Origin of the sequence: Flavonifractor sp. An91 (assembly GCF_002159225.1) — a bacterium.
Lineage (GTDB): Bacteria > Bacillota > Clostridia > Oscillospirales > Oscillospiraceae > Flavonifractor > Flavonifractor avicola.
This window is the reverse complement of sequence record NZ_NFHA01000031.1, coordinates 1-22,004: the sequence shown is the minus strand read 5'-3', so window position 1 is coordinate 22,004 and position 22,004 is coordinate 1. Positions and strand designations below refer to the sequence as shown.

13 protein-coding genes and 4 riboswitches are annotated in these 22,004 nt (G+C 56.4%); of the genes, 2 read left to right on the top strand and 11 right to left on the bottom strand.

All coding sequences use genetic code 11. The annotated features are described in order from the left end of the window. Window positions 1-290: 290 nt before the first annotated feature. From B5G42_RS14350 to B5G42_RS14315, 8 genes are all read right to left on the bottom strand, one after another. Window positions 291-2,930 (bottom strand): ATP-binding cassette domain-containing protein, encoded by a 2,640-nt coding sequence (locus B5G42_RS14350; protein WP_087271691.1) that lies wholly within the window; start codon window positions 2,928-2,930, stop codon window positions 291-293. Next, window positions 2,927-3,910, bottom strand: a complete 984-nt coding sequence (locus B5G42_RS14345; RefSeq protein ID WP_242961236.1) for a TIM barrel protein — start codon at window positions 3,908-3,910, stop codon at window positions 2,927-2,929. The genes B5G42_RS14350 and B5G42_RS14345 overlap by 4 nt, the downstream gene beginning before the upstream one ends. After that, the gene (locus B5G42_RS14340) at window positions 3,907-4,764 is read right to left on the bottom strand and encodes an energy-coupling factor transporter transmembrane component T (protein WP_242961235.1); all 858 of its coding nucleotides are present in this window, start codon (window positions 4,762-4,764) and stop codon (window positions 3,907-3,909) included. The genes B5G42_RS14345 and B5G42_RS14340 overlap by 4 nt, the downstream gene beginning before the upstream one ends. 64 nt (window positions 4,765-4,828) lie before the next feature. Next, window positions 4,829-5,680: a DUF4430 domain-containing protein gene (locus tag B5G42_RS14335; protein ID WP_087271689.1), complete on the bottom strand. Its 852-nt coding sequence runs from the start codon at window positions 5,678-5,680 to the stop codon at window positions 4,829-4,831. Between the two features lie 12 nt (window positions 5,681-5,692). Continuing rightward, on the bottom strand, window positions 5,693-7,282 hold the full coding sequence (locus tag B5G42_RS14330; RefSeq protein ID WP_242961234.1) for an S-layer homology domain-containing protein: 1,590 nt from the start codon (window positions 7,280-7,282) through the stop codon (window positions 5,693-5,695). A 94-nt stretch (window positions 7,283-7,376) separates the two neighbouring features. Then, window positions 7,377-8,600: an S-layer homology domain-containing protein gene (locus B5G42_RS14325; RefSeq protein WP_087271685.1), complete on the bottom strand. Its 1,224-nt coding sequence runs from the start codon at window positions 8,598-8,600 to the stop codon at window positions 7,377-7,379. Window positions 8,601-8,617: 17 nt separating this feature from the next. Continuing rightward, window positions 8,618-8,843, bottom strand: a riboswitch (cobalamin riboswitch). 3 nt (window positions 8,844-8,846) lie between these two features. Beyond that, window positions 8,847-9,605 (bottom strand): homing endonuclease associated repeat-containing protein, encoded by a 759-nt coding sequence (locus B5G42_RS14320; RefSeq protein ID WP_087271682.1) that lies wholly within the window; start codon window positions 9,603-9,605, stop codon window positions 8,847-8,849. Window positions 9,606-9,619: 14 nt separating this feature from the next. After that, a riboswitch (cobalamin riboswitch) is annotated at window positions 9,620-9,756 on the bottom strand. 204 nt (window positions 9,757-9,960) lie between these two features. After that, window positions 9,961-17,292 carry an S-layer homology domain-containing protein gene (locus tag B5G42_RS14315; RefSeq protein WP_087271679.1) on the bottom strand — a complete coding sequence of 2,444 codons (7,332 nt, stop codon included), beginning with the start codon at window positions 17,290-17,292 and terminating at the stop codon, window positions 9,961-9,963. Window positions 17,293-17,474: 182 nt separating this feature from the next. Continuing rightward, a riboswitch (cobalamin riboswitch) is annotated at window positions 17,475-17,749 on the bottom strand. A gap of 247 nt (window positions 17,750-17,996) precedes the next feature. Then, window positions 17,997-18,254: riboswitch (cobalamin riboswitch) on the top strand. Between the two features lie 178 nt (window positions 18,255-18,432). On the opposite strand from B5G42_RS14315, the gene B5G42_RS14310 reads away from it, so the two are divergent. Together B5G42_RS14310 and B5G42_RS14305 are read left to right on the top strand one after the other, a co-directional pair. Continuing rightward, window positions 18,433-18,711 (top strand): cysteine-rich small domain-containing protein, encoded by a 279-nt coding sequence (locus tag B5G42_RS14310; protein ID WP_087271676.1) that lies wholly within the window; start codon window positions 18,433-18,435, stop codon window positions 18,709-18,711. A gap of 15 nt (window positions 18,712-18,726) precedes the next feature. After that, the gene (locus B5G42_RS14305; RefSeq protein WP_087271673.1) at window positions 18,727-19,023 is read left to right on the top strand and encodes a hypothetical protein; all 297 of its coding nucleotides are present in this window, start codon (window positions 18,727-18,729) and stop codon (window positions 19,021-19,023) included. A 66-nt stretch (window positions 19,024-19,089) separates the two neighbouring features. Here B5G42_RS14305 and B5G42_RS14300 read toward each other — a convergent pair whose 3' ends face one another. From B5G42_RS14300 to B5G42_RS14290, 3 genes are read right to left on the bottom strand one after another with little or no spacing between them, the layout of a single operon-like run. After that, entirely contained in the window at window positions 19,090-19,857 is a 768-nt protein-coding gene (locus tag B5G42_RS14300) for an ABC transporter ATP-binding protein (protein WP_087271670.1), read from the bottom strand. 12 nt (window positions 19,858-19,869) lie between these two features. Continuing rightward, entirely contained in the window at window positions 19,870-20,889 is a 1,020-nt protein-coding gene (locus B5G42_RS14295) for a FecCD family ABC transporter permease (protein ID WP_087271667.1), read from the bottom strand. Next, window positions 20,886-21,875, bottom strand: coding sequence for an ABC transporter substrate-binding protein (locus B5G42_RS14290; RefSeq protein ID WP_162611114.1), 990 nt, complete (start codon window positions 21,873-21,875; stop codon window positions 20,886-20,888). The genes B5G42_RS14295 and B5G42_RS14290 overlap by 4 nt, the downstream gene beginning before the upstream one ends. Between the last annotated feature and the right edge of the window lie 129 nt (window positions 21,876-22,004).

The window sequence follows — 22,004 nt, the reverse complement described above, 5'->3', positions numbered from 1 at the left end:
GTTTTTCCGGGCCGGGATAGGACAGGGCAAAAATCACATCCATACCTCGACACTTCGCCCCAATATCTTCCAGATTTTTTGAGGGATACTCGGATAACTTGTCGAGAAAAAAATGAGGCGCAGACAACCAGTTGGTTGTCTGCGCCTTTTCAGCGGCTGGGCTTATTTGATTTGGTGGCGAATGAGCTGTCACATATAAATCAAAAGGGACGACTTCCCATCTTTATCACCCGGTCCCGCTTTTAGCTATTTTACTAGCTCGCTATGCTTTCTGATCTATGTACATGGCATTACGATATCAAACCATACTTGACTTTTATCCGATCCAGCTTTTCCAGCATCGGCTCGGCACCGAACCATAGAAACAGCCAGGTGGCCATGGCGTGGATGCAGTCAAAGGGCATTCCTACGACATAACTGCTCAGCAGAATGCCGCCTGTCAGTTCCCGGTTTGCCGTCAGAGCCGAAGCCGGATTCATGATACCACCGTAAATCAGAATCGCGCAGAGAGCACCAAAGACACACAATGCACCCCGGGTTCTCATCAAAAGTCCTTTGCGGAACAGGATACCGGCGAGAAAGCCGATGATACCCATGGAAAACATCTGCCATGGTGCCAGGGGGCCTTGCCCGAACATGACGTTGGAAGCCAGCATCGTCATGGCTCCCACCAAAAAGCCGGTTTCCCCTCCAAAGGCCACGCCTGCGATGATGGTCACCGCCATCACCGGCTTGAACTGGGGCAGCATGAAAAAGAATGCCCGGCCCGCCACGCCAATGGCGCACAGCACCGCAATGATGACCAGCTCCCGTGCCTGTGGCTTCCGGCCTTCAAAGACCAGGAAAAAGGGAAGCATGGTCTCCAGCAGGATCAGGAGGGAGATAAAATAATACTTCTTCCCGCCCAGATAGGTGATCCCCACAAAGAGCGTCACCGGAATGAGCAGCAAGATCAGAACCGTTGCCACCAGTGTGCGTTTGGCCAGCTTCCGCTGTTCCTTTGGTGGCTGCCTCAGATAGTCTGGCCGGTGGCTGCGGCGTGTAATACACACGGCAAACACGATCAAGGAAATGCAAAAAACCAGGTATAATAGCAGTTGCTCTCCCGCCAGGGAAGTCAATCCATCGGTAGTGACCAGCGCGGTTAAATCTGTTACGCCCATAAAAGAACAAAACAGAATCAGCGCAATCCCGGCCGACAATGTGGCCAGCAGCTTGCGCCACCAGGGTAATTTTTTTGGTTTTTCCGCCGGACTTCCTTCTTCCGGCTCCGGCAGGGGCGGGATATCATCCGGCAGCTTCGGTACGGGCGGCAGATGACCACCGCACAGGGTAATTACATCCTCCGGCGTCACAGCTTCAGGCTCCAGCTCCCGCGCCATACGGTTGGCAGAGGTAGTATAAAAGCTGTTGCCGGAAAAGAAAGCCCGGGGCGTACCCTCTGCCACGGTACTGCCGTCAAAAAACAGAGCGCAGCGATGGGCATAGAGGGCACAGAATCCGATATCATGACTGACCATCAGGATCGTAACGCCCCGCCGCAAAAGCACCTGCAGAATCTCCGCAAGCACCTGTTTGAACTCCGCATCCAGCCCCTTTGTGGGTTCATCCATCAGCAAAATGTCAGGGTTCAGCAGTAAGACCTTGGCCAAAGCCGCCCGCTGCTGCTCGCCGCCGGACAGGTCGTAGGGGTGACGATCCAACAGCCCTTCCAGCCGGCACAGGGCTACCACATGGGCAATCCGCTCCGCCTGTTCGGCTTTTCTGCCGCCCAGAATCTCTGCCAAATCCTCCCGAACCGTTTTCTTTACAAAGAGGGCCTGGGGATTTTGGGGCAAAACACCGATTGTGCCCCGGCAGCTTACCGTGCCCCGATAGGGCTTCAAAAGCCCGGCCAGCAGCTTTAGAGACGTGGATTTACCTGCGCCGTTTCCGCCCAGAAGGGCGTAGAACTCCCCTTTTTTCAGGGTAAGGCTCAATCCTCGCACCACATCCGGGCTGTCTTTCTCATACTTGAACCACAGCTCCGATGCCTCCAGTACAGGATCTTCCGGATATACCCGTGACGGTTCCGGCGGTATTGGATGCAGCGGATGCTTTGCTCCATAGTCTATCAGCCACTCCCGGCCTTCCCGAACAGTAACGGGGCATAAACCGTTCTGCTCCACTGCCGCCCACACCCGCATAGCGGTAGGCATGGCCAGGAACATGGTATGCCCGCTCGTCCGCAGGGCTGCGCCCACCTCCTCAGGTGTGCCGCTGCACAGCAGCCGCCCTTCCTCCATGACGGCCACCCTGGTGGCCAGGGGAAACGCATCTTCCAGACGATGCTCGGTCAGAATGATGGTTGTACCCAGCTCCCGGTTGATCCGCCCAAGGGTGGCCAGAAAATCCGACGCTGCGATGGGATCCAGCTGGGAGGTGGGCTCGTCCAGAATCAGTACCGAGGGCTGCATGGCCATGACGGAGGCCAGATTGAGCAGCTGCTTCTGTCCGCCGGACAGCTCGCTCACATTTTTGTAGAACCAGTTTTCGATGCCGAAGAAGGCCGCCATCTCTGCCACCCGCTGGCGGATCACCGGCGTCTCATAGCCCAGGCTCTCCAGCCCAAAGGCCAGCTCATGCCAGACCTTATCGGTAACGATCTGGTTGTCGGGACTCTGCTGGACAAAACCGATTCGCTCCGTCTGCTGCCGCTGATCCATGGAATCCAGCGGCTGCCCTTCAAAGAGAATAGTGCCGCTTCGGCACCCGTGGGGCGCAAGAACTGTCTTGAGCTGCCGCAGCAGCGTGGATTTTCCGCAGCCGGAAGGGCCGCAGAGTATCAGGAATTCTCCGCGCCGGACAGTCAGGTTCATATCATGAAGGATGTCTTTGGATTGTTCTGGATAGGAAAAGAAAAGATTTCTAATTACAAAGGTGTCTGTCATGGGGCGTTCTCTCTCTTTCGCAGCAGAGCCTGCTGGCTTGCGATAGCCCTTGTCCGCTCCGCTCTGGTACGGGAGGTCAATTCGTGGGTCAACCAGGCCGGTTCAATTCGCGCAAGAATGGGCAATATGGCAGAGTCTGTCCACGGGCGGTGCTGATCGATTTGCAGGACATGGGCATAATTGACGGAAAAGCGTTGACCAAATTCCTCCGGCCATTCTTCCGGCAATCGGCCCGTATGGCTTTGGACATAGGGGCCGCTGAGGGATTGATGAAAATGAATGCCGCGGATCATAGCGCTGAGACTGCCGTGTCGATCCAGCATAGCGCCGATGTAGGCTGCGCCCTCTGCCTGGTTGCGCAGGCCGGTACAACAGTTCATCAGATGGCCCGTGTCCAGCAGGATACCCTTGTTGTCATAGCGGATGCCGTCCAGCAGCCGTTCGGTCTGTCTGGGGTCGGTGAAGGTAAAGCCCGGCCACCACTGGTTCTCCACCAGAAAGGCAAACGGCCACGCCTTCCCTTGCAGGAGTTCGTTGATCAGCTCCAGGGCAGCGGTGATGACCTGATCGTTGCTGTGAGAAAACCGATAGGTGAAGCACTCCTCCATGGAGATATCTGACACATGAAACACCACATATCCGGCGCCCAGCCGCTTTGCCCGCTCCAGGTCTTCTCTGTACTGCCGCAGCAGTGTCTCCCGTCCCAGTCCTCCGTAAACAGAGGCAGCTTGTTCCAGAGAGCCATATTTCTCCTTCAGCGCCGTCCAGTTTCCGTTCCAGAGATCCACCCAGTCGTGGAAAAAGATGAGGTGATATCCTTGCACCAGCCCGGCCGGAAGATCTTCCGGAATGGGTTCGCCACCCCATATGGCCTCAATCCCATCACAACCCAGGGTATGTACTTCCTGCTGAAGATCTGCCCAGTCCTGATACTCCCGCAGTGTGTCGGAATAGAGCGGCAGGCTCATACTCTGAATCATTTTGCAGCCTCCTTTCCGTGCAGTGTGCGCCACGTGCGGTCTGCATGGATGTTGATAGCCATCGGCGTCAGGCACAATCCCGTCCAGCAAAGCAAAAGACAGGCTGTCAGTGGCGTCAGCAGCGCGCCTTTTACGGTTGGATAATACCGCCAGGAAAGGCATCCGGTAAACGCACCGCAGCCCAGGACAAGCCCGCAGAAGCAAAGCCACAGCAGAATTGTCCGATCTCTCACATCAAAGCGGTAGATGGAAAATGCCGTTCTGCCCGGCAATCCGTAGCCCCGGCTTTTCATGCTGTCCGCCGTCTCAATGGCGTTTTCCAGTGTCCAGGTGACCATGATGGAGAAAATCATCACCGCGTTTCGGGTTCGCCGCAGGAGACCGCCGTCAGAGATGTCTCGTCCCACACAGCGCTGGGCTTCACTGACCACATGAAGCTGCGCCTTGAACTTGGGTACAAAGCGCAGTGTCATGGACAGCACCAGAGAAAGGGCCGGAATCACTCTGCCAAACAGATATACGAATTTGTCGGAGGTCATGACGGCGGTATAGCAGGAAAACCAGGAGATCACGGCGGCCAGCATGGCGGCGGCGGAAATACCGTAGAGAATGCTCTCCAGCGTCAGAGGGTTGCCTGTGGGCAGATAGGTCAGGATCGTAATGCCTTGGTGATTGAAGGCCGGATTGACTACCAGAGTCAGCAGCATCATGGGCAGGAGAAACGCCAGGGAAAACCGCACCGCCCGCTGCCCGTTGAGATATACCGCATAGACCAGGCTACCGGCCAGAGAAAGCCCCAAAATGGCAGGGTGTAAGCAGAACATGGTCACCAGCAGAACCAACAGGAAATACAAAAAATTGATGATTGGGTGACAGCTGGAAAAGGTATCTCTATTTCGCAAGGAATTCTCCTTTCCGTTACGTTACCGGCCTGCCGACATCAGCTCCATAATCGCAGGTATAGACCCACTCTACGATATCGCCGTCCTGCAATTGATAGCGGCTGCATCCGTAGTTGGGGAACCAGTCGTTGACACTGTACATCCAGCCGGACAGCTCGCCCACATCGAATTCATAGAGGTTGTGGATGCCCTCGATATAGGCAGAGTTATACATGGGGGTATCCTCGAACTCCATATGGATCTTCTGCTGCTTGCAGGTGCGCTGGAGTACGTTGAAGACGCTCTCTCCTTCATAGAAGGTGACGGTCATGGGTTCCAAGATCCATCCGTCCTCCGGAACCAGCTCTTTCTTTTCCGGATCGCAGAGATCCAGATTATCCAGAATGGTCGCGCAGGAGATGGAAATGGTGCAGCTGTACGCTGTTGTGCCGATAGTCACATCCTGAGGCTCCACCGGCAGTGGTTTGCCTTCCGGCACCGGATCAGTCAGATACTGATCCTTTCCCGTCTCCGGGTTAATGGCCATCTCCGGCTGTTCGGATGGCCGGGGCTGTTGAGAAGCGGTCGGCGCAGGAGTCTGCTCCGGCGTGGTATTTGGCGGCTCTTCCGTTGCATCGGGTGTATCGGGTTCCGGTGTATGTTCCACAGGCGTCTCTTCAGGTTCCGGAACTGCCGGGGGCCCCTTCGTCTGGGCCGGTTCCGGCGTATCGTGCAGATCACCTTCCAGCGCAGGCTGGGACGCCTCGTTTGCCGGGACAGTCCAACCCCGTGCGCCGGGAGCATTACCCCCATACCAGAACGCGCCGGCCAGCACTGCCGCGATCAGAACCGGTATGAGTACCTTCCATTTATGCTGTTTCCACCACATGACGGATTCTCCTTACAGCAGTTTGGCGCTGTCCAGCATACGATACAGCATTTCGGCGATCTCACAGCGCAGGATCGCACGGGCAGGCTCCACATTCAGGTCGCTCTGGTTGAGGATGTCCTCGCCATAACAGAACGCAACGCCCTCCTGAGCCCACTGGGCAATGGTCACATAGTCGGTAAACTGTGCCAGAACATTGAGGATCTCGTAGTTTTCCAGCTCCGTATCCATACCGCAGAGCTTGGCGGCACGGGCTACCATGACGGCGGCTTCCTGCCGGGTAATGGTGCCGTCGGGATTAAAGCGCCCATTGCCTGCTCCGGTAATGATGCCGTAGGAATAGGCAGTCCCCACATAACCGGAGTACCACGCGTTGGAGGACACATCGGTAAAGGCGTTGGTAGCCTTGGGCATCAGCCCCAGAGCCCGCACAACGATGGCGGCAAACTCCGCACGGGTCATGGTGGCATTAGGGTCAAAGCGGTTGCCGCCCTTGCCGTTGATGATGCCCCGGGAAGCCAGCGCCTCGATGGCCTTCTGGTTGGCGTGACCGGCCACATCGGCAAAGGAGACACTGCCGCTGACGGGTACCAGCTTGACGTCGGCGTGCTTGCCGGGCAGGCCAATGGTTTCCTTCGTTACGCCAGTCACATGAATGGTCACGTCATCCATGTGGTAGAGCGTGCTTTTTCCAGCAGCGGCGCGCTGGGCTGCCACCAAGCCGTAGAGGCCCTGCTCACTGGCCATCTGGCTGTCGCCGTTTCCGGCAGAGGTATGTAGGAAGCTGCCGTTGTCCTGCCGGTAGCTGAGCAGGTTCTCCAGCAAGGTATGGCCATTTTTTACAAAGCGGGCATCATTCAGATCAATGCCCAGGGCGCACAGGCCCACGATAACCTGTACCACGCTTTCGGAGCTGCTGGTATTATGGCTGGCATAGCCGCCGTTGCTCTCCTGGGCTGCGCTCAGGTAATCCAGCGCCCGGTCAATAGCCGCCTTGACCTCGGGCTGGGACTGATAGCCGGCCAGAGCCTGGAGGGCCATGCCGGTGATGTCGGGGTCGCTCTGACCGGCACCGCCCTTGTCGGTCAGGTTCCAGCCACCGTCGTTAAGCTGCCGGGCAAGGATCTCGTCCACATACATCTGCCGTGTGGCCTGGGTTTTGGCGTTCTGGTTCCGGGGCATATCATAATTTCCTGCGTCCAGCGCGATCAGCGCCCAAATCGGGCCGTTGATGCCCTGCCAAATGGTCTTGTCAAAGTCTCCCAGAGGGGTGAGCAGGTTATAGCCTGCCACATCGGAGGGATCGGCGCCGATGGCGGTGAGGGCCACGATCAGGCGGGAATATTCGGTGTACTTCTTGTCGTGGAGGTTACCTTTGTGTTCCTCCACATAGTCCTCCACCGTGGCGTAATAATTATCCCAGTATTTCTGGGGTACGTCGTAGCCGGAACGGGCCAGGCCGATGACAGCCCATTCGCCGCCCACGGATCCCACCTGAGGTTCACGAACGGTGTTGAGCATATACTTTGCGCTGCCCTGCACTGCGGCGGTCAGATCCGTCTCCGCTGCAAATGCGGGGACACTCAGGCTGAGCAGTAGCATAAAAGCCAGGAGAAAGCCTGTTCCGCGTTTGAAAACCGTTTTCATAGGAACTCCTTTCCGTGCCGGGGCGTCTTGCGCCCCGGCACGTCGTTTGTTATTTCGTCAATTCTGTGAAGCGCATGAGGATGGTCGCCACTTCGGCACGGGTGGCCGTACCGGCGGGGTCAATGACATTGGCGGTTTTGCCGGAAATCAGTCCGGCACCCACCGCCCACGCCATGGCATCGGAAGCCCAGGCGGCGATCTGATCGCCGTCAGCGAATTTGCTCAGGTCGCCTTTGGCGCTGGTATCCAATTTGCTGTACTTGGCGTAGCGGTAAAGCATGGTAGCCAACTCTTCGCGGGTAATCGCCTGCGTGGGTGCAAACTTGCCATCGCCGACGCCGCTGACGATACCGTTGGCGCTGGCCCAGGCCACGGCAGAGGTATACCAGGTATCCGGTGCCACGTCCATAAATGTTTTACCTTCACCCGTTGCAGCAGGCTCGCCGGACAGACGATACAGGATGGTGGCCAGCATGGCCCGGTTCAGGTACTCGTCAGGAGCAAAAGTAGTGTCGCTGGTGCCGTTCATCAGGCCGTTTCCATAGACATAAGTAATGGCTTCAGCGGCCCAGTGGCCGGACAGATCGGTGAAGGGCATGGTCTTCTGTGTGGTTACCACAAAGGTGCTCAGATGGGTGATCTTCACCTGTATGCTCAGTTTCCCGTTTTGCTTGATGCAGGTTCCGGAAACGGTTTCTTTGGAGCCGTCGGCACTGAGCGCGATCACCTTGTAAGTCTCGCCGGAAACAAAGGCGGAGCCAGTCACCGGAATGGTGACGGTCAAGGATTTTCCGTCAAAGGTGGTGAGCTCCTTTTTGCCGGAGGTAATGGTCACTTCCACTACTATCGCGTCTTCCAACTGGGAAGCGCTTACCTGCTCCTTGACATCCTCAGGCTTCTTGGCTTCCACTGTGATCGTCACGGTGCTGCCGCCGGCCTGCCGGGCAATGGCGTCCAGAGCGGCGTTGGGAATGGACACGCTGCCCACACCGGTCTGCACTTCCAGGGCCGCGTCGGTGTTCTTGACCACGTCCTTCAGGGACTGGGTGGAAACTTCCGTCATCACCTTTTTGGCCTCGCCGGTGACCTGAGGCGCAATAACAATGGCGCTGCTGCCCTCGGTCTTGGCCGTAGCGATACCATGCCAAACACCAGCAGCAGGCTCAATACTCGCTTCTTCATATTTCCTCCGTCTCTCCTTTCGAGTGTTGCTCTGCCAGGGCATAAAAAATGCCGTGACAGATCCCGATGATCGCCACAGCCGTGTTCCCATGGTCGGGTCGCTCTTTGACGGCCCTTTGCATTTCTTGTAGGTCTTCTGACTTGCGCTTCAGGGGAGTTTCCCCACAACATCGGATCTGCCTTCCCAGGTTTCCCCAGTGACTGACTTTCGTCAACGATCCGGCGTCTCAGCGCTTACAGCGGCGGTTACCGTTCGGGACTTGCACCCGATTCCCTTGTTCATCCCTCCCTCTGCTTCCGCCGAGAAAGGGCCACAACAAATGCCCCTATTTACTTGTCAGTTATCCTTCCTCGCCTCCTGCCATTTCTCAAAATACTCTGCGGCGGCAATTACATTCTCCCACGAACGGAATCGCTCACAGAGGATCTTCGCCTGCGGTACATCACGTTTGCGCGGCGGGTATCCAAGGCGGCATCTGCGGCGAGTCACATCCTCCAGAGCACCGCAGATCTCCGGATCCTCCGCCAGCATCTGTGCCCAATCCGGCATATTCAAATCCGGTATTGGTAATCGCCGCATCCCGGCCGCCCGCAGTGCACCCGGCCAGGTACCAAACCGCGCTTTCAGGTAGATGCGATACAGAGAAAAGACCTCATCCTGTGTGGGCGCACGTCCCAGGCGTGACGCCGCATCGTGCAGAACAGCCAGCAAATCCTCGTTGGAATAGCTGGCATAGACCGCCCTGCCAAGCCCACTGGACAGCGTAAGAGATGCATAAGGGTGCTTTTCAGCGTTGTCTGCATACTCTGGTGGAGCTTGCTGTGCCCATTTCTGTATCAAATTGCGGTATTGTTCTGCCTCTTGCGGCGTAAGTCTAGCTGGGCGAGCCTGCCTTCGCTTGCTGACGGTCTTCACCCCCCTTCCAGTTTCGGGATCTGCTGCCGGCTCAGAAAACAAAAAGCCGGCAGACAATGGTGTCTGCCGGTAAAAAGCAGATATCCATTGCCGATCCCTGCAAGTAGAGCATTTGTACATTAAAAATGTACAAAAACCCAAGCCATCTCCAAACATGGACATGGCTGCAAAAATCGGCAATGGATACCACCTTGATCAATTACCATGGAACAGGCTGACAATCCTGGCTTATGGCCGGAGCCAAATACAGTAGAGGTAAGACTGCGCCGGATTCTCACCGGCTTGTCAGTTGGCATATGTCAAGCATATGACCTGTTCACGAAAATATTCTATCCGCTTTTTATGACGTTGTCAAGGGAATCCGAAGACAAGGATACCTATGGCAGCCCTTGTCTTCAACTGCCGACTTTTGCCGGGCTGGTTCTTTGGGTCAAACTTGCTGTTTCCTCAGGATCGGACTTCCGGGATCCACAGCTGGGGATGCTGTGGATCCCGGAGATCCTTGAGAGGGAAGTATGCTTCAACGAGGAGGCAGTTACTTTGCCAGTTCCTCGCCAAAACGCATCAGAATCATGGCCACTTCGGCCCGAGTAGCGGTGCCTTGCGGCACAATAGTGGTTGCGGTACGCCCGGTGATCAGCCCCTCCGCGTATGCCCAGCGCAGAGCCTCAACTGCCCAGTCGCTGGCGTTCCCGGCGTCAGTGAATGCCGAGAGATCACCAGCTGCGGCTGTATCATGCTTCATAAACTTGGCGTAACGGTAAAGCATAACGACCAGCTGCTCCCTGGTGATACTGTCAGTGCCACCGAACAGACCATTTCCGTAACCTGTGACGATGCCGTTCCCATTGGCCCAGGCTACGGCGTTAGTATACCAGGTATCCGGCGCCACATCGGTGAAGGCCGGGGCTTTACCGTCTCCGGCGGGCGAGCCCGCCAGGCGGTACAGCACGGCAGCCAGCATGGCGCGGCTCATCTCCGCGTCAGGGGAGAAGGTTGTTGTACTGGTGCCGTTGAACAGGCCGTTTTTATAGACGTACTGAACCGCCTCAAAATACCAGGCATCCTTATCCACATCCGTGAAAGGCAGACCGGCATCCAGAGCCGCGAAAGCCGCCTCAGCCTCTGTCAGTACGTTGTAGTTGCGAACCAGCTTCTTCTGGGTGTCGGTCAAGGCATCATATGCTTTCCGGGCCGCTTTGATCTTATCGCCGCTGTCCTTGGTAACAGTTCCGATGGCGTTGATGAGTTTTTCCACCGCCTGGGCCGCTTTCTGGTTATCGTCATAGCCGTGAGTTCCGGGAACTGTATGGTAGTCACCGGTATAGAAGAAGGTGATTTTATCGCCGTCGCTCAGGTAATACTGGTTCAGCGTTATCTCCGGCAGTGTACCGTTGACACGGTACATCCAACCACTGCCTTCGCCATGCTCCAGTTCGGAAAGGGTAACGCCGTTGGAATCCGTCACAGCGCTGACATAGGAGCCGCTGCCCTCATAGCGATATCCCGCCTCACGCAAGGCCGCCTGCAGCGCATCCCACGCCGTCCAGTCCTGACTACCGCTGCCGGTAAAGGTGTATGCGCTTAAATCAGCAAAGTTTTCGAAGCCGCCGCCGCTGACAGAAACCGTAGCCTGAATCTGTTCCGGCTGGGGATTCGGATTCTCTCCGCCCTTGGTTCCCTTTACTGTTACTGTCACAGAAACCGGGCGTTTATAGAACTGTTCAAACTGCGCGTAAGCCGGATTGCTGCCAAATTTCTCCCAGTATTTCCCGTATGCGCTGTGGGTCAGGACACTGTCCAGCGTAACCTTTGTGTCGTACTCCGGGCGGGTGACCAGGAGATTTTCGCAGGCGATGACGGTGGGACGGCTGGAGCGATACTCCCGCCACGGCTGGGCGTTCATCGGGTCGTAACCCGGCAGATCATCCACTTCCGCTCCGCCGAAGGTCAGGTTGATCGCGCCGTAGATATACTGCGGCTGCCCCTGGTCGCCCTTTAAAACTTCCGCAAACGGTTCCAGATTCTCTGTCACCTGGGTCTTATCCGTATTCTTGCCGCGGATGCCGTTCCAGTAGGCGTTCTCCGTACAGACGCTGTCCATGAACGCCGCAGCGGAGTTGATTTCATCCTCTGTCAACGGCTGCACGGTCAGGGAAAACGTCTTCTCTCCCAGCAGGGCATTGTTGCGGCGATCCAGAATTCGCACTGTATAAGACACATCCACGGCCGGGCTGCCGGGCAGCGGGCGGTAGACCACAGCGTGATAGCCGCTGAATTCCAGCACATCGGTGTTGCTGCTGGTCATGGTCACTTTCTGATTATAGCGATCCGGCAGAATACCGGCAGACTCCAGCTGGCCAGGTGTGGGCATTTGCAGATCTGCGGTAACCTGGGTGGGAGTCACAGGCGTCTCTTTGTCCACAAAGTCCCGCAGCAGGGAGGGATACTTCTCCAGAGCCTCGTTGATCTGGGCGGACTGATCCACATCATTGGGTGCTACCGTAATAACGAATTTTCGAATGGCAGCGTACCAGTCCTGCACAGCGCCTTCAGCAGTTGCCTCCTGAATCATGTAGTCATCCAGGCGGTTGAACCGGGCCGTGGCGATCAGCGGGAAGGTAAACGGATCGCCACCGAACGGCGGGCGGTTAAGCGTAGCGGTGTAGGATCCATCCGGATTTGTCTGCACCGTCAGCGCATCCGTGTCAGTGGACGACCACTGAATGCGTACATCGCCGTAGGTATCCAACCGTGTGGGAAGGATCAGGTCTTTGTCTACCTGGCCGTCTACGGTGACCGTGTACCACCAGCCCTCGTCCTGGGTCACTGTGGCGGTATTGGTGTTCTCGCCCCGGATCTGCTCCCAGGTGATGGAGTTCACCGCACTGGAGAGATAGTCTTCGAGATAGTCATTTGCCCAGCCGATGTGAACTGTCATTGACACCTGTACGGACTGGTCACCCAGCAGCAGCCGGAAGGTCACATCACGATAGAGCGCATAGTTGATGCCCAGGCCGCCTTCATCCCTGTAATAGGTGATCGTACCATCGTTGGCCAGGTAGCTGCCAGCCTGAGGCAAGACTTTGGTGCCGGGCGCAACAAACTCCACTTTTATGGCACGGGGGTCATCATCATATCTATACTGGGCCATATCCACCGGGTAATCCTTTCGGAGCAGATACTGTTCCATGGCCTGGCGGATGTTGGTGTGGCCGTAAGCCTCCAGGGGCTGGATGAACGTACCGCCGGACTGGGCCTCGTCACGGATGGCCTCCAGGGTCTCCAGATCCTGCGCGCCCTGGGACCAGAGAACCAGCCGGAATTCCTTCTGCTTGGAGGCTTCTCCCTTTTTTACCTGGGCGGTCAGGGTGATTTCCAGCTTGCCGTTTTCCGGAAGGGTGAGCGCACCGTCAGGCAGTGAAATACCGCCCTCCGGCGATGTCGTCCAGGTGATGGCACTGCCATGCTCGCCCTGTCCGGGCAGTTTCAGGGTGAGGGCATTCCGGATCTGGTAGATACCCTGGCTGTCGGCGGAGAGAGTCTTGCCGTCTGTTGTTTGCAGGTTCAGCGCCGCCAGATCCGCCGCCGCGTCCTCCTCATCGGTGCTCACCACCGGCGCGCTGCCGCCCTGCCAGCTGAGGATGGGGAAGCCGCTGTTGACCCCGTCGGTATCCATATGGAAGGCGCTGCCCAGTTCGTAGGCAAAGGCATCGGTTCGCATCTCGTCAGCGCTGATTGCCTTGGTATCAGGCGCAGTGGACGCGGTATTGTCGGCAACGGCGGGAATGGATCCGTTGGGAAGGAAGAAGATATTCTCCACCGTGCCCGCATTGGTGCCGATCACAAGGCCGATGCCATTCTCAGGGCCGGTGACCGTGCCGGAAAAATAGGTATTTCGCAGCGTGCCGTCCGCATACAGGGTACCCACCAGACCGCCCAGGGCGGAGTTGGTATCGCGGCTGGAATCGGCCCAGACGCTTCCCGTGGCGTAGCAGTTTTCAATGATGCCGTAGGCATAGCCGGCAATGAAACCGGTATGCAATGCGGTATTATACGACGCGGTATTGTTCTTGAGCTCCGCCGAAACAGCGCAGCCGCGGATGCTGCTGCCTTTCTGCGCTCGGCCGGCGATGGCGCCCAGACTGACAGAACCATAGGAGGGGCCGTAGTTCGTGACACTGCCCTCAAAAGCGCAGTTTTCCACAGTTCCCGAAAGCGTGCTGACAATGCCGCCCAGGTGACCGCTGTCGGTAATGCTGCCCATTACCACAAGATTTTTGACGGTTCCATTTGCGTCCACTGAGTCAAAGAGCGGCGCGGTGACGCCGGAGATTACATGCCCGCCGCCGTCCAGAGTTCCGGCAAATTGCTTGATGCCGGTCCAGGGCTTTCCGTTGAGATTGATATTGGCAGTCAGTTGACCCTTAAGGCCGGTTTCGCTCTCTGTCTGCTGGGCAAACCAGGCCAACTCCGCCGCACTGCCGATCTGGTAGACGCCTTCTGCCTGCGTGGGCTCGGTCACAGCTGTGCCGTCCCAGCCCTCACCGGCATCCGTCAGGGCGCTCACTTCGATGGTGCGTTCCTCCGTCAGCGTAAAGCTGCCGCGGCTGGGCAGGCAGTTCGTCTTGGTGACTTCATAAGAGTAAGTCTCTCCGGCAGGCAGGGTAAACACATTTCCCTGACGGAAGGCATCCATGCTGCCGGCGGTGGGGTGCGTTACCGTAAGGGAAGCGCCCTCCGGCATCCGGAAGGTCACCTTGCAAGTCGGAAGTTTGTTCAGAGAGACGGTCACGCTGCTCTGGTCGGGAATCGAAAAGCTGCCCTGGGTCGTCTCGTATCCGAAAGCCGAGGCGGTATATTTATACGCGCCCTCCGGCAGAAGATAGGTGCCGTCACTCTGGGGCGCAACGGTCTCTCCCTTGGAATTGCGCACCGTAAAGGCGCCGCCCTCCGGCAGGCCGGTATAGGTCAGCGGGTACAGAGCGGTCACACGGAAATTTTTGAGGTAAACCGCATCACTGCCTTGATTTCCACCGCTGTCCTTTTCATATTGAAAGGTCAGGGAGTCGCCGGCGGCTACGGAAACAGCAAACTGCGTCCATTCCCCATTGCCGCTGGCAGTGATCAACGTGTCCGTCCCATGCTTCAGCGTGAATTTGTCATAATTCGCTTCCGAAGACACCCGATAAGCAAAATCCAGCCGGGCAGCCTGGGAGAAGGTGAGGGTCATGGCAGCGGACGAACTGCTCGTTCCGGCGTTATCGGATATTAGCCCGCCGTCCTGCTCCCTGTCCCGGACAAAGCCGTAGCGTGTGCCGTTCTCGGCGGTTATGGCAGGGGAAATTGCCTTAAAGTAGTCGGAAAGTGTCCACTGGCGTTCCAGGGTCACCGGGACGGTGACCGGTTCCTCTCCCACCGTAAAGGAACCGCTGGCCGGCTCACAGCCCTCGCAGCTGATCGTGTAGGTGTATTCGCCGGCCGGCAGCTGATACACATTGGCCTCGTCTCCGCTGTGGGCGACCGGTTCCCCCTGGAAGAGGACGCTGATCGTATACGGCGCGGAAATGTCCTCCGGACGGGTAATCTGGAACGTGACGGCTTGCCGGGTGCTGGCATCCAGCGTCACCGCCTGCTTCACGTCAGCGCCGTCCACGGTGATCTGCCCCATCCGCTCCGCATAGCCAAAGCAGGATACCGTGTAGTCATATGTGCCGTCGGCCAGCGCATAGATCACTGTTCCATTGCTGTTGGAGACAGGTTCGATAGTTTCTTCGCCGTTCTGTGCTTTCAGGATCATCTGGGCATTTTCCGGACTAAGGGTAAATGTCGCGGTATGCTGGGTTTCCAGCGTAAAGTCTCTCAGATAGACGCAGTCGTCTCCCTTGTCACCACTGGAGTCCTTGACATAGGTCAGCGTGACCATGTCGCCGCCTTTTACATCCAGGGTGTGCTTCGTCCAGTCTATTTCTCCGCCGACTTTGGAGCCTTTATTGATGACGAGACCGTCATATATAGTCCAGGAACCCTCGGACGACACCTTGTACCAGAAGGAAAGGCTGCCCTGGGCAACGGATTCGTCAATCGTAATGGTCACGGTGACCTGCGAATTGCCCTGCCCCTTGCTGTTGGAGCGGAGAACGCCGTCCTCTTCCACAAACTCCTGACCGGGCTCTCCTTGATACTTGTCGTTATGGGTGTATACCACCTGGGCTTTCCCGGCCAGAGCGTTGAACACGGTACTGGGGAAGGGTTTTTCTGCTACGGAAACCTGGAATTCTGCTCTGCTTCCGTAATAGGTAACCATAACGGTCTTTACCCCGGCTGCCGAGGAATCAAAGCCGCTGACAGTGAAGCCCTCGGAGACTTCCCCGGTGGAGCCGTCGGAGTAGCTGACTGTCACTACAAGGCCGGCAGTGTCCAGTGCGTCACCAACATAATAGGCCGTCTTGGCGGGCTGGGTTTTGACCGCAATGCCGGTGACCGTTTTCAGGGAAACCGTCTCAATTTTGCTCTCGGAAAGAGAAATGCTTCCCTGCGCGCCTTCCACCTGCTCCGATGCCGGCGTCACCACGTAGTCATAGGTCTTGTTCAGAAGCAGGGTATAGATTCCGTTTTGTCCGGCGGTCATTTCCTGGCCGTCCAGCGTCACGGTGATGGTGTAATCCTCCGCACCGTCAATCTGGAAGCGCAGGGTACCCCACTGGCTCTCGTCCTGTTGAAGGGTGATGGAACCTACCTGGATTTCCGCACTGCTGTTGGCCTGCTCTTCGGAAATGGTAAGCGCTCCGTTCTGGGATGTATAGCCCTCACAGCTGACCGTGTAGGTGTAGCTGCCGGCGGCCAGGGAGGCGGTTCGCGTCTCCCCCTGGCTGGAGGAATACACGACGGTGTCGCCACTGCGGATGGTCAGTTCTGCCGCGGACGGCGCGATGGTAAACACAGCGGAAGCGGTCGAGATCTGCCAGGACAGAACCGGATACTCCCCGGCCTTTACTCGGAAGCCCTCGCCCAACACGGTGGCAAAGTCCGCACCCTTCATCTCCTCCGATGTTTTAGCAGCAGCCGTCTGGTTGTTGCCGTTGATACCAGTGGTGCAGCTGGAATCCAGATAATGGCAGTTTTCCGCTGTGGAATTGTACATCCATCCGGCAATGGCGCCAAAATTGGTGGCCTTTTCCTGCACGGTAATGGCACCAGTGCTATAACAGTTGTTCAGGCTGCTGCCGCGACCGTAATCATCTCCTGCGTAGCCGACGATACCGCCCAGGTTTGCACCGGAACGGTTCCGTTGGCTGGAAATCTCACCCTGGTTATAGCAGTTGGTAATGGCTGTGGCCTTGATTTGACCGGCAATACCGCCGGCGTAGCGCTCCCCCCCGCTGAGCGCCACGCTGCCGGTGTTGCCGCAGCTGGTGATGCTGCCGCCGATACACTGTCCCGCGATGCCGGCCGCATACTCGCTGCTGGCGGTGACGGACGCTGTATTCAGGCAGTTTTCAATCGTACCGGCGCTGAGGCCCGCGATACCGCCCACCTGATCGGTACCACTGACCGAACCGTCAGTGATGATATTGTGGATGGTCGCGCCGGAGGACAACTCGGAAAAGAGCCCCAGCTTGCTGTCGCCGGAGATGGCGAGGGTTACCTTGTGCCCTCCGCCATCAAAGCTGCCGCTGAAAGCCTGCCCATAGGGAGCGGACACCGTAATGTCACTTGTCAGAATATAATTCCCACTTGGATCCATGGCGGCAAAATCCTCGGGGCTAGACACCGGCTGCACCGTGCCGGAGGCCAGTGCCGCCGACGGCAGAAGGCCGAGGGTCAGGCACAGCACCAGGAAAAACGAAAGAATCCTTTTTTTCACAAAGCTCCACTCCTTTAAACCATTTTATAAAAACTGTTTTTAAAAAACAGGGCTTTTGGAACGGGGCCGTACCTGACAAAAAAGGAGCGGACAATTCTGTCCGCTCCTGTGTCGTCACTGCGTGAAAGCGACAACACAAACGTGCTGCCGCATAAGGCGTTTTTGTCAGAGCAGCCCCGGAGATCCGGGGGTAAGCTCTTAGTAGGTCTTCTGACTGATGTGTCCAGGCGGAGCTATGCCCGCCAACGCAAATCCGCCGCCTTCCCAGCTAAGCCATTACAGCCGCCAGTGACCTGCTTTCGCAGAAAACGGATTTGCTCCACAATCACAGCTATAGAATCGCCCCTTTGCCGCCGTTTTCACGGACGGGTCGCGGACGAAACATGTCCAGGATTCTCACCTGATTCCCTTGTTCAGAAACAAGGATGCGTGTCCAGCTCATAAAAGCCGGGTCGCGCATTTGCCACAAAAGCCGGATTTCATATTTAATTTTCCTTGTTGCTTTTGCATTATAGCACAAGCCGTACCAAAATGCTATTCTGTTTTTGCTATTTTTTAAATTTCTTCAGAGAGGAGCCCTTGGAACTCTGTTTCTAAACAAACTAAAGAGCGTTTGACAACCTGCATAAGGCGTGCTATGCTATATTTAGATTCATTCTTGGTTCCAGGCCCGGCGTTTGCCGCCGGTTTGAAAATTTCATATCACTGTATCTATTGCATGGTGTGGCTGTTTGCTGTAACGATCCTGCCGACAAGGATCAGGCAGCAGCTAAAACGAATGGGATATCCAAGTCCCGCGCGACCGGCACTGTGTACGTGAGGCCATTCCGAAGCGGCGTATGCCGTCTGGACGAAAGTCCGCCATTGCAGGGAACGACCCTGTGAGAAGGTAGGAAATGGACGCAGAGAGCCAAGCTCTCATAACGTAAGTCAGGAGACTTGCACCATGGCAGGATGCAGGGGGAAACAGCGGGCGTGTCCTCCGTTGTATACGTTGCTTTGCTCGCTGGCCTTCTTGTTAGGGCCAGCGTGTTTTTGTCAGAAGGAGGTGCCGTCCGGGCACCTCCTTTTTCTGTTTCACCGCCGGTCAGGGTATCACATGAGTGATGTGTCAATCAGTAAAATGAAAGGAGAAGCGGTATGGAATCATCGACGTCCGAAAAGCACTTTCAGTTCTTTTCCAACAGCAAATGCGAATACTTCCCCTTCCACCCCACCAATGACCCGGAAAACTTTAACTGCCTGTTCTGCTACTGCCCGCTGCATGCACTGGGAGACAAATGCGGCGGAAACTTCACCTATATTGCCGGGGGGATTAAGGATTGCAGCGGCTGCTTGATTCCCCATCGCAGGGAGGGTTATGACTATATCATCGGCAAGTATGGCGAGATCAAAAAACTGGCGCAAAAAACCAACTGACAGGAGGCAAGCGTTATGATAAGTCGAACCTGGTTTGAAAATCCGGATCATGTGGTATACGCCGTAAAGGATGAGGTGATCCCCCGACTCTCCCGGGAGCTGGGAATCAGCGATCTGGCCCAGCGGATCGAGGATTTCAGCAAGGCTCCCACTCAGGAGGGGGAAAACATCAAGGGGCTCAAACGCACCACCTTGAAGCTGATGGTTCCCAACCTGGTTTTCCGGGAGCCCATCGAAATGGGTGAAAATGTATGGATCTATATGGGTGAGCTCTGTCCGGCCTATTGTTTGTACACGCCCTGGGAAAAATAGAAAAAGCACATGGCCTGTACCCGACGCAGGGACAGGCCATGTGCTTTTCTGTATGTCCGAATACCGTTAAGATACCTGCTCCCAACGCTTGAGGGAGGCCATCATATATGAGGCTACATCCATATCATAAACCTCATGGAGAAACGCTCTTGTCAGAACCATATTGGCAGGCCCCATCCCTGCCACAGAACCATTTTTCAAAAACAGAAGCTGATCAGAAAGCATCAGAGAAAGATTGATGTCATGGAGTACTCCGATGACCGTCCGTCCTTTTTCCTGAGACCAGTTTTTAAGATAGCTTACCAGTTCTGTCTGATGCTTCAGATCCAGGTGGTTGGTGGGTTCATCCAGTAAAATGATCTCCGGTTCCTGGGCCAGCGTCCGGGCCAAAAATACCCGCTGGAGCTGACCGCCCGACAGTTCGGAGATCTGACACTCCTTCAGTGACTCCAACCCGGTGGCCCGCAAGTACTGCTCCACACACTGCTTGTCCTCTCTGGAAGGGGATGCAAAAAGCCCCCGGCGCAGCTTCTGATACCGGCCCATCATCACTGTTTCATAGACAGAAAAGGAAAAATAGACGGTGCTCATTTGGCTCATCATGGCCATGTGAGACGCAATCTCCGGCCGGCGCATGGCGGCCACCGGCTTCCCATCCAGGGTCAGTTCCCCGCGACTGTCCAGAAGCCCGGAGATGGTACGCAGCAATGTGCTTTTCCCGCAGCCGTTTGGCCCCAGAATGCACAGATTTTGTCCCAGAGGCAAATCAAAGGTAATATCGTGCAGAATGTCTCCGTTTCCATATCCGGCACAAATATTTTTCAGATGCAGCATGGAAACTCCACCTCATTTCAGCTTTCTGCCGCGGAAGAACACCAGTGCGAAGAAGGGAGCGCCTACCAGTGCCGTCACGGCCCCTACAGGAATAATCGTGGGCGCCATCACCGTGCGGGAAATCAACTCCGCCAACATCAGAAATGTGCCGCCGAACAAAGCGGACAAGGGCAGCACTAGACGGTGGGAGGAACCGAAGATCCGCCGCACAACATGGGGCGCGATCAGATCCACAAAACCAATAACACCCACCAGCGACACCGCCGTGCCGGTCAGCAGGGCGGCAATGCCGATCAAAAGGAGTTTGATCCGCTTGAGATCCACGCCGATGGACATGGCCTGCTCCTCTCCAAAGCTCATGATATCCATCTCCGGAGTAAAGCGCTGCAATACCAGCATGGAGATGACCAGAACCGGGAACATCACTGCCACATGGGACCAGTTCCGGCCAGTGAAGCCGCCCATCTGCCAGAAGACCATCTGCTGCAGGTGCTCCCGGGACAGAGCGGTGATCAGCGTCAGAATGGCGTTGACAAAGAGAGAGAACACCATACCCACCAGGATGACCGTCTGATTCTCCATCTTGCCGTCCAGCCGGGCGGCAAAGGCCAGGGCCAGAAACACCGTGGCCAGCCCCCCGGAAAAGCCCGCTGCCGGCAGGGTGAACAGGCTCCCCAGAAGCGGGAACGTAACGCCTGTGACCATCACCAGAGCTGCGCAGAGGCTGGCGCCGGAGGAAACGCCCAGGGTATAGGAGGACGCCAGCGGATTTTTCAAAATGGACTGCATGACGGTACCGCTGGCGGACAGAGCCGCGCCGGTCAGAAAGGCCAGCACCGCCCTCGGAAAGCGCATTCCCCATACGATTGCGCTGAGGTTGGGGTCAATGGTACCAGACTTGCCGGACAACTTGGCCATTAAAATCTCCGCCACCTGCCCAGGGGTGAGATTCACAGAACCGACGGCGATGCTACCCACCAAAACGAGCAGCGTTATGGCGACAGCAAATAGGATTTTGACCGTCCGCTTCATGCCGCCTCTCCCGCGGCAAAGGGATCTTCGATCCCGGTATATGCGTCGGGATAAATCATTTTGGCCATCTGTTTCATGCCATCAATAACGTGGAGATTGGGCAGGGATACCGCATTGGTATTGACCAGATACACGTCCCCGTTGGCCACGGCGGCGACATGCTCCCAGCCGGTCCGACCCAAAATCTCCGCCACAGGATCCTCCACATAGTCCACCATGGTCAAAATCACATCTGGATTTAGGGTAATGACTGCTTCCTCTGTCACAGCAAGGTAGCCCTCCTGGTCGCCAAAAATATTCTCTGCACCAATCGTTGTCAGCATCTCGTTCATAAAGGTGCCGCTGCCTGCAGTGTAGATATCGGGTGCACAGGCAATTTCGACCACCACACGCTTTTTATTCTGGATACCTGCGCCGATATCAGACAACTGCTCCAGTTCCTTCTGGAACTGTGCAATCAGTTCCTCGCACGTCTCTTGTGCGCCCACGCAAGCGGCAATGAACCGGGTGTCCTCCAGCATGGTGTCGATACTGGAGGCAGATGGAATGTCCGCCACACAGACACCGATATCTCGCAGGGGTTTAAAGGGATCCACACCGTCGGAGGCGCTCATACCGGTGGTAAAGATCAGATCAGCACCAAGAACAGCCATTTGCTCCGTATCCGGCTCCATCATGTCAAAGGTGGGCAGATCCTCCAGACCAAAATACATGGCAGAATAGGTATCCACAGCGACAAGCTTGTCCTTCAAGCCCAGATCCAGAAGGGTCTGCGTGGCAGAGGGCGCCATGGAGATAATGCTGTCCACCTGCTCCGGCAGAGTGATAGGATTGCCGCTGCGGTCTGTGTCCGGACGGCTGTCCGTAATCTTCTCCGTCTGCTGAGGCTGCAAGGTCTGCTCCGTAATCTCCGCAGGAACGCATGCGGCCAAGGCTGTCATAATCAGCATGACCATCATAAGGGCAATCGCATTTCGAAGTTTCATTTCCATCAATTCCTTGTATTATAGAGTAGTAGTTATTAAAGCCCCTCTCCAAGGGCTGTGCTACACTGTAAGGGATGCTGTGGATTGGTGATCATCTCCTACCACAAGATGGCTCAAGAAAGGTTCCAA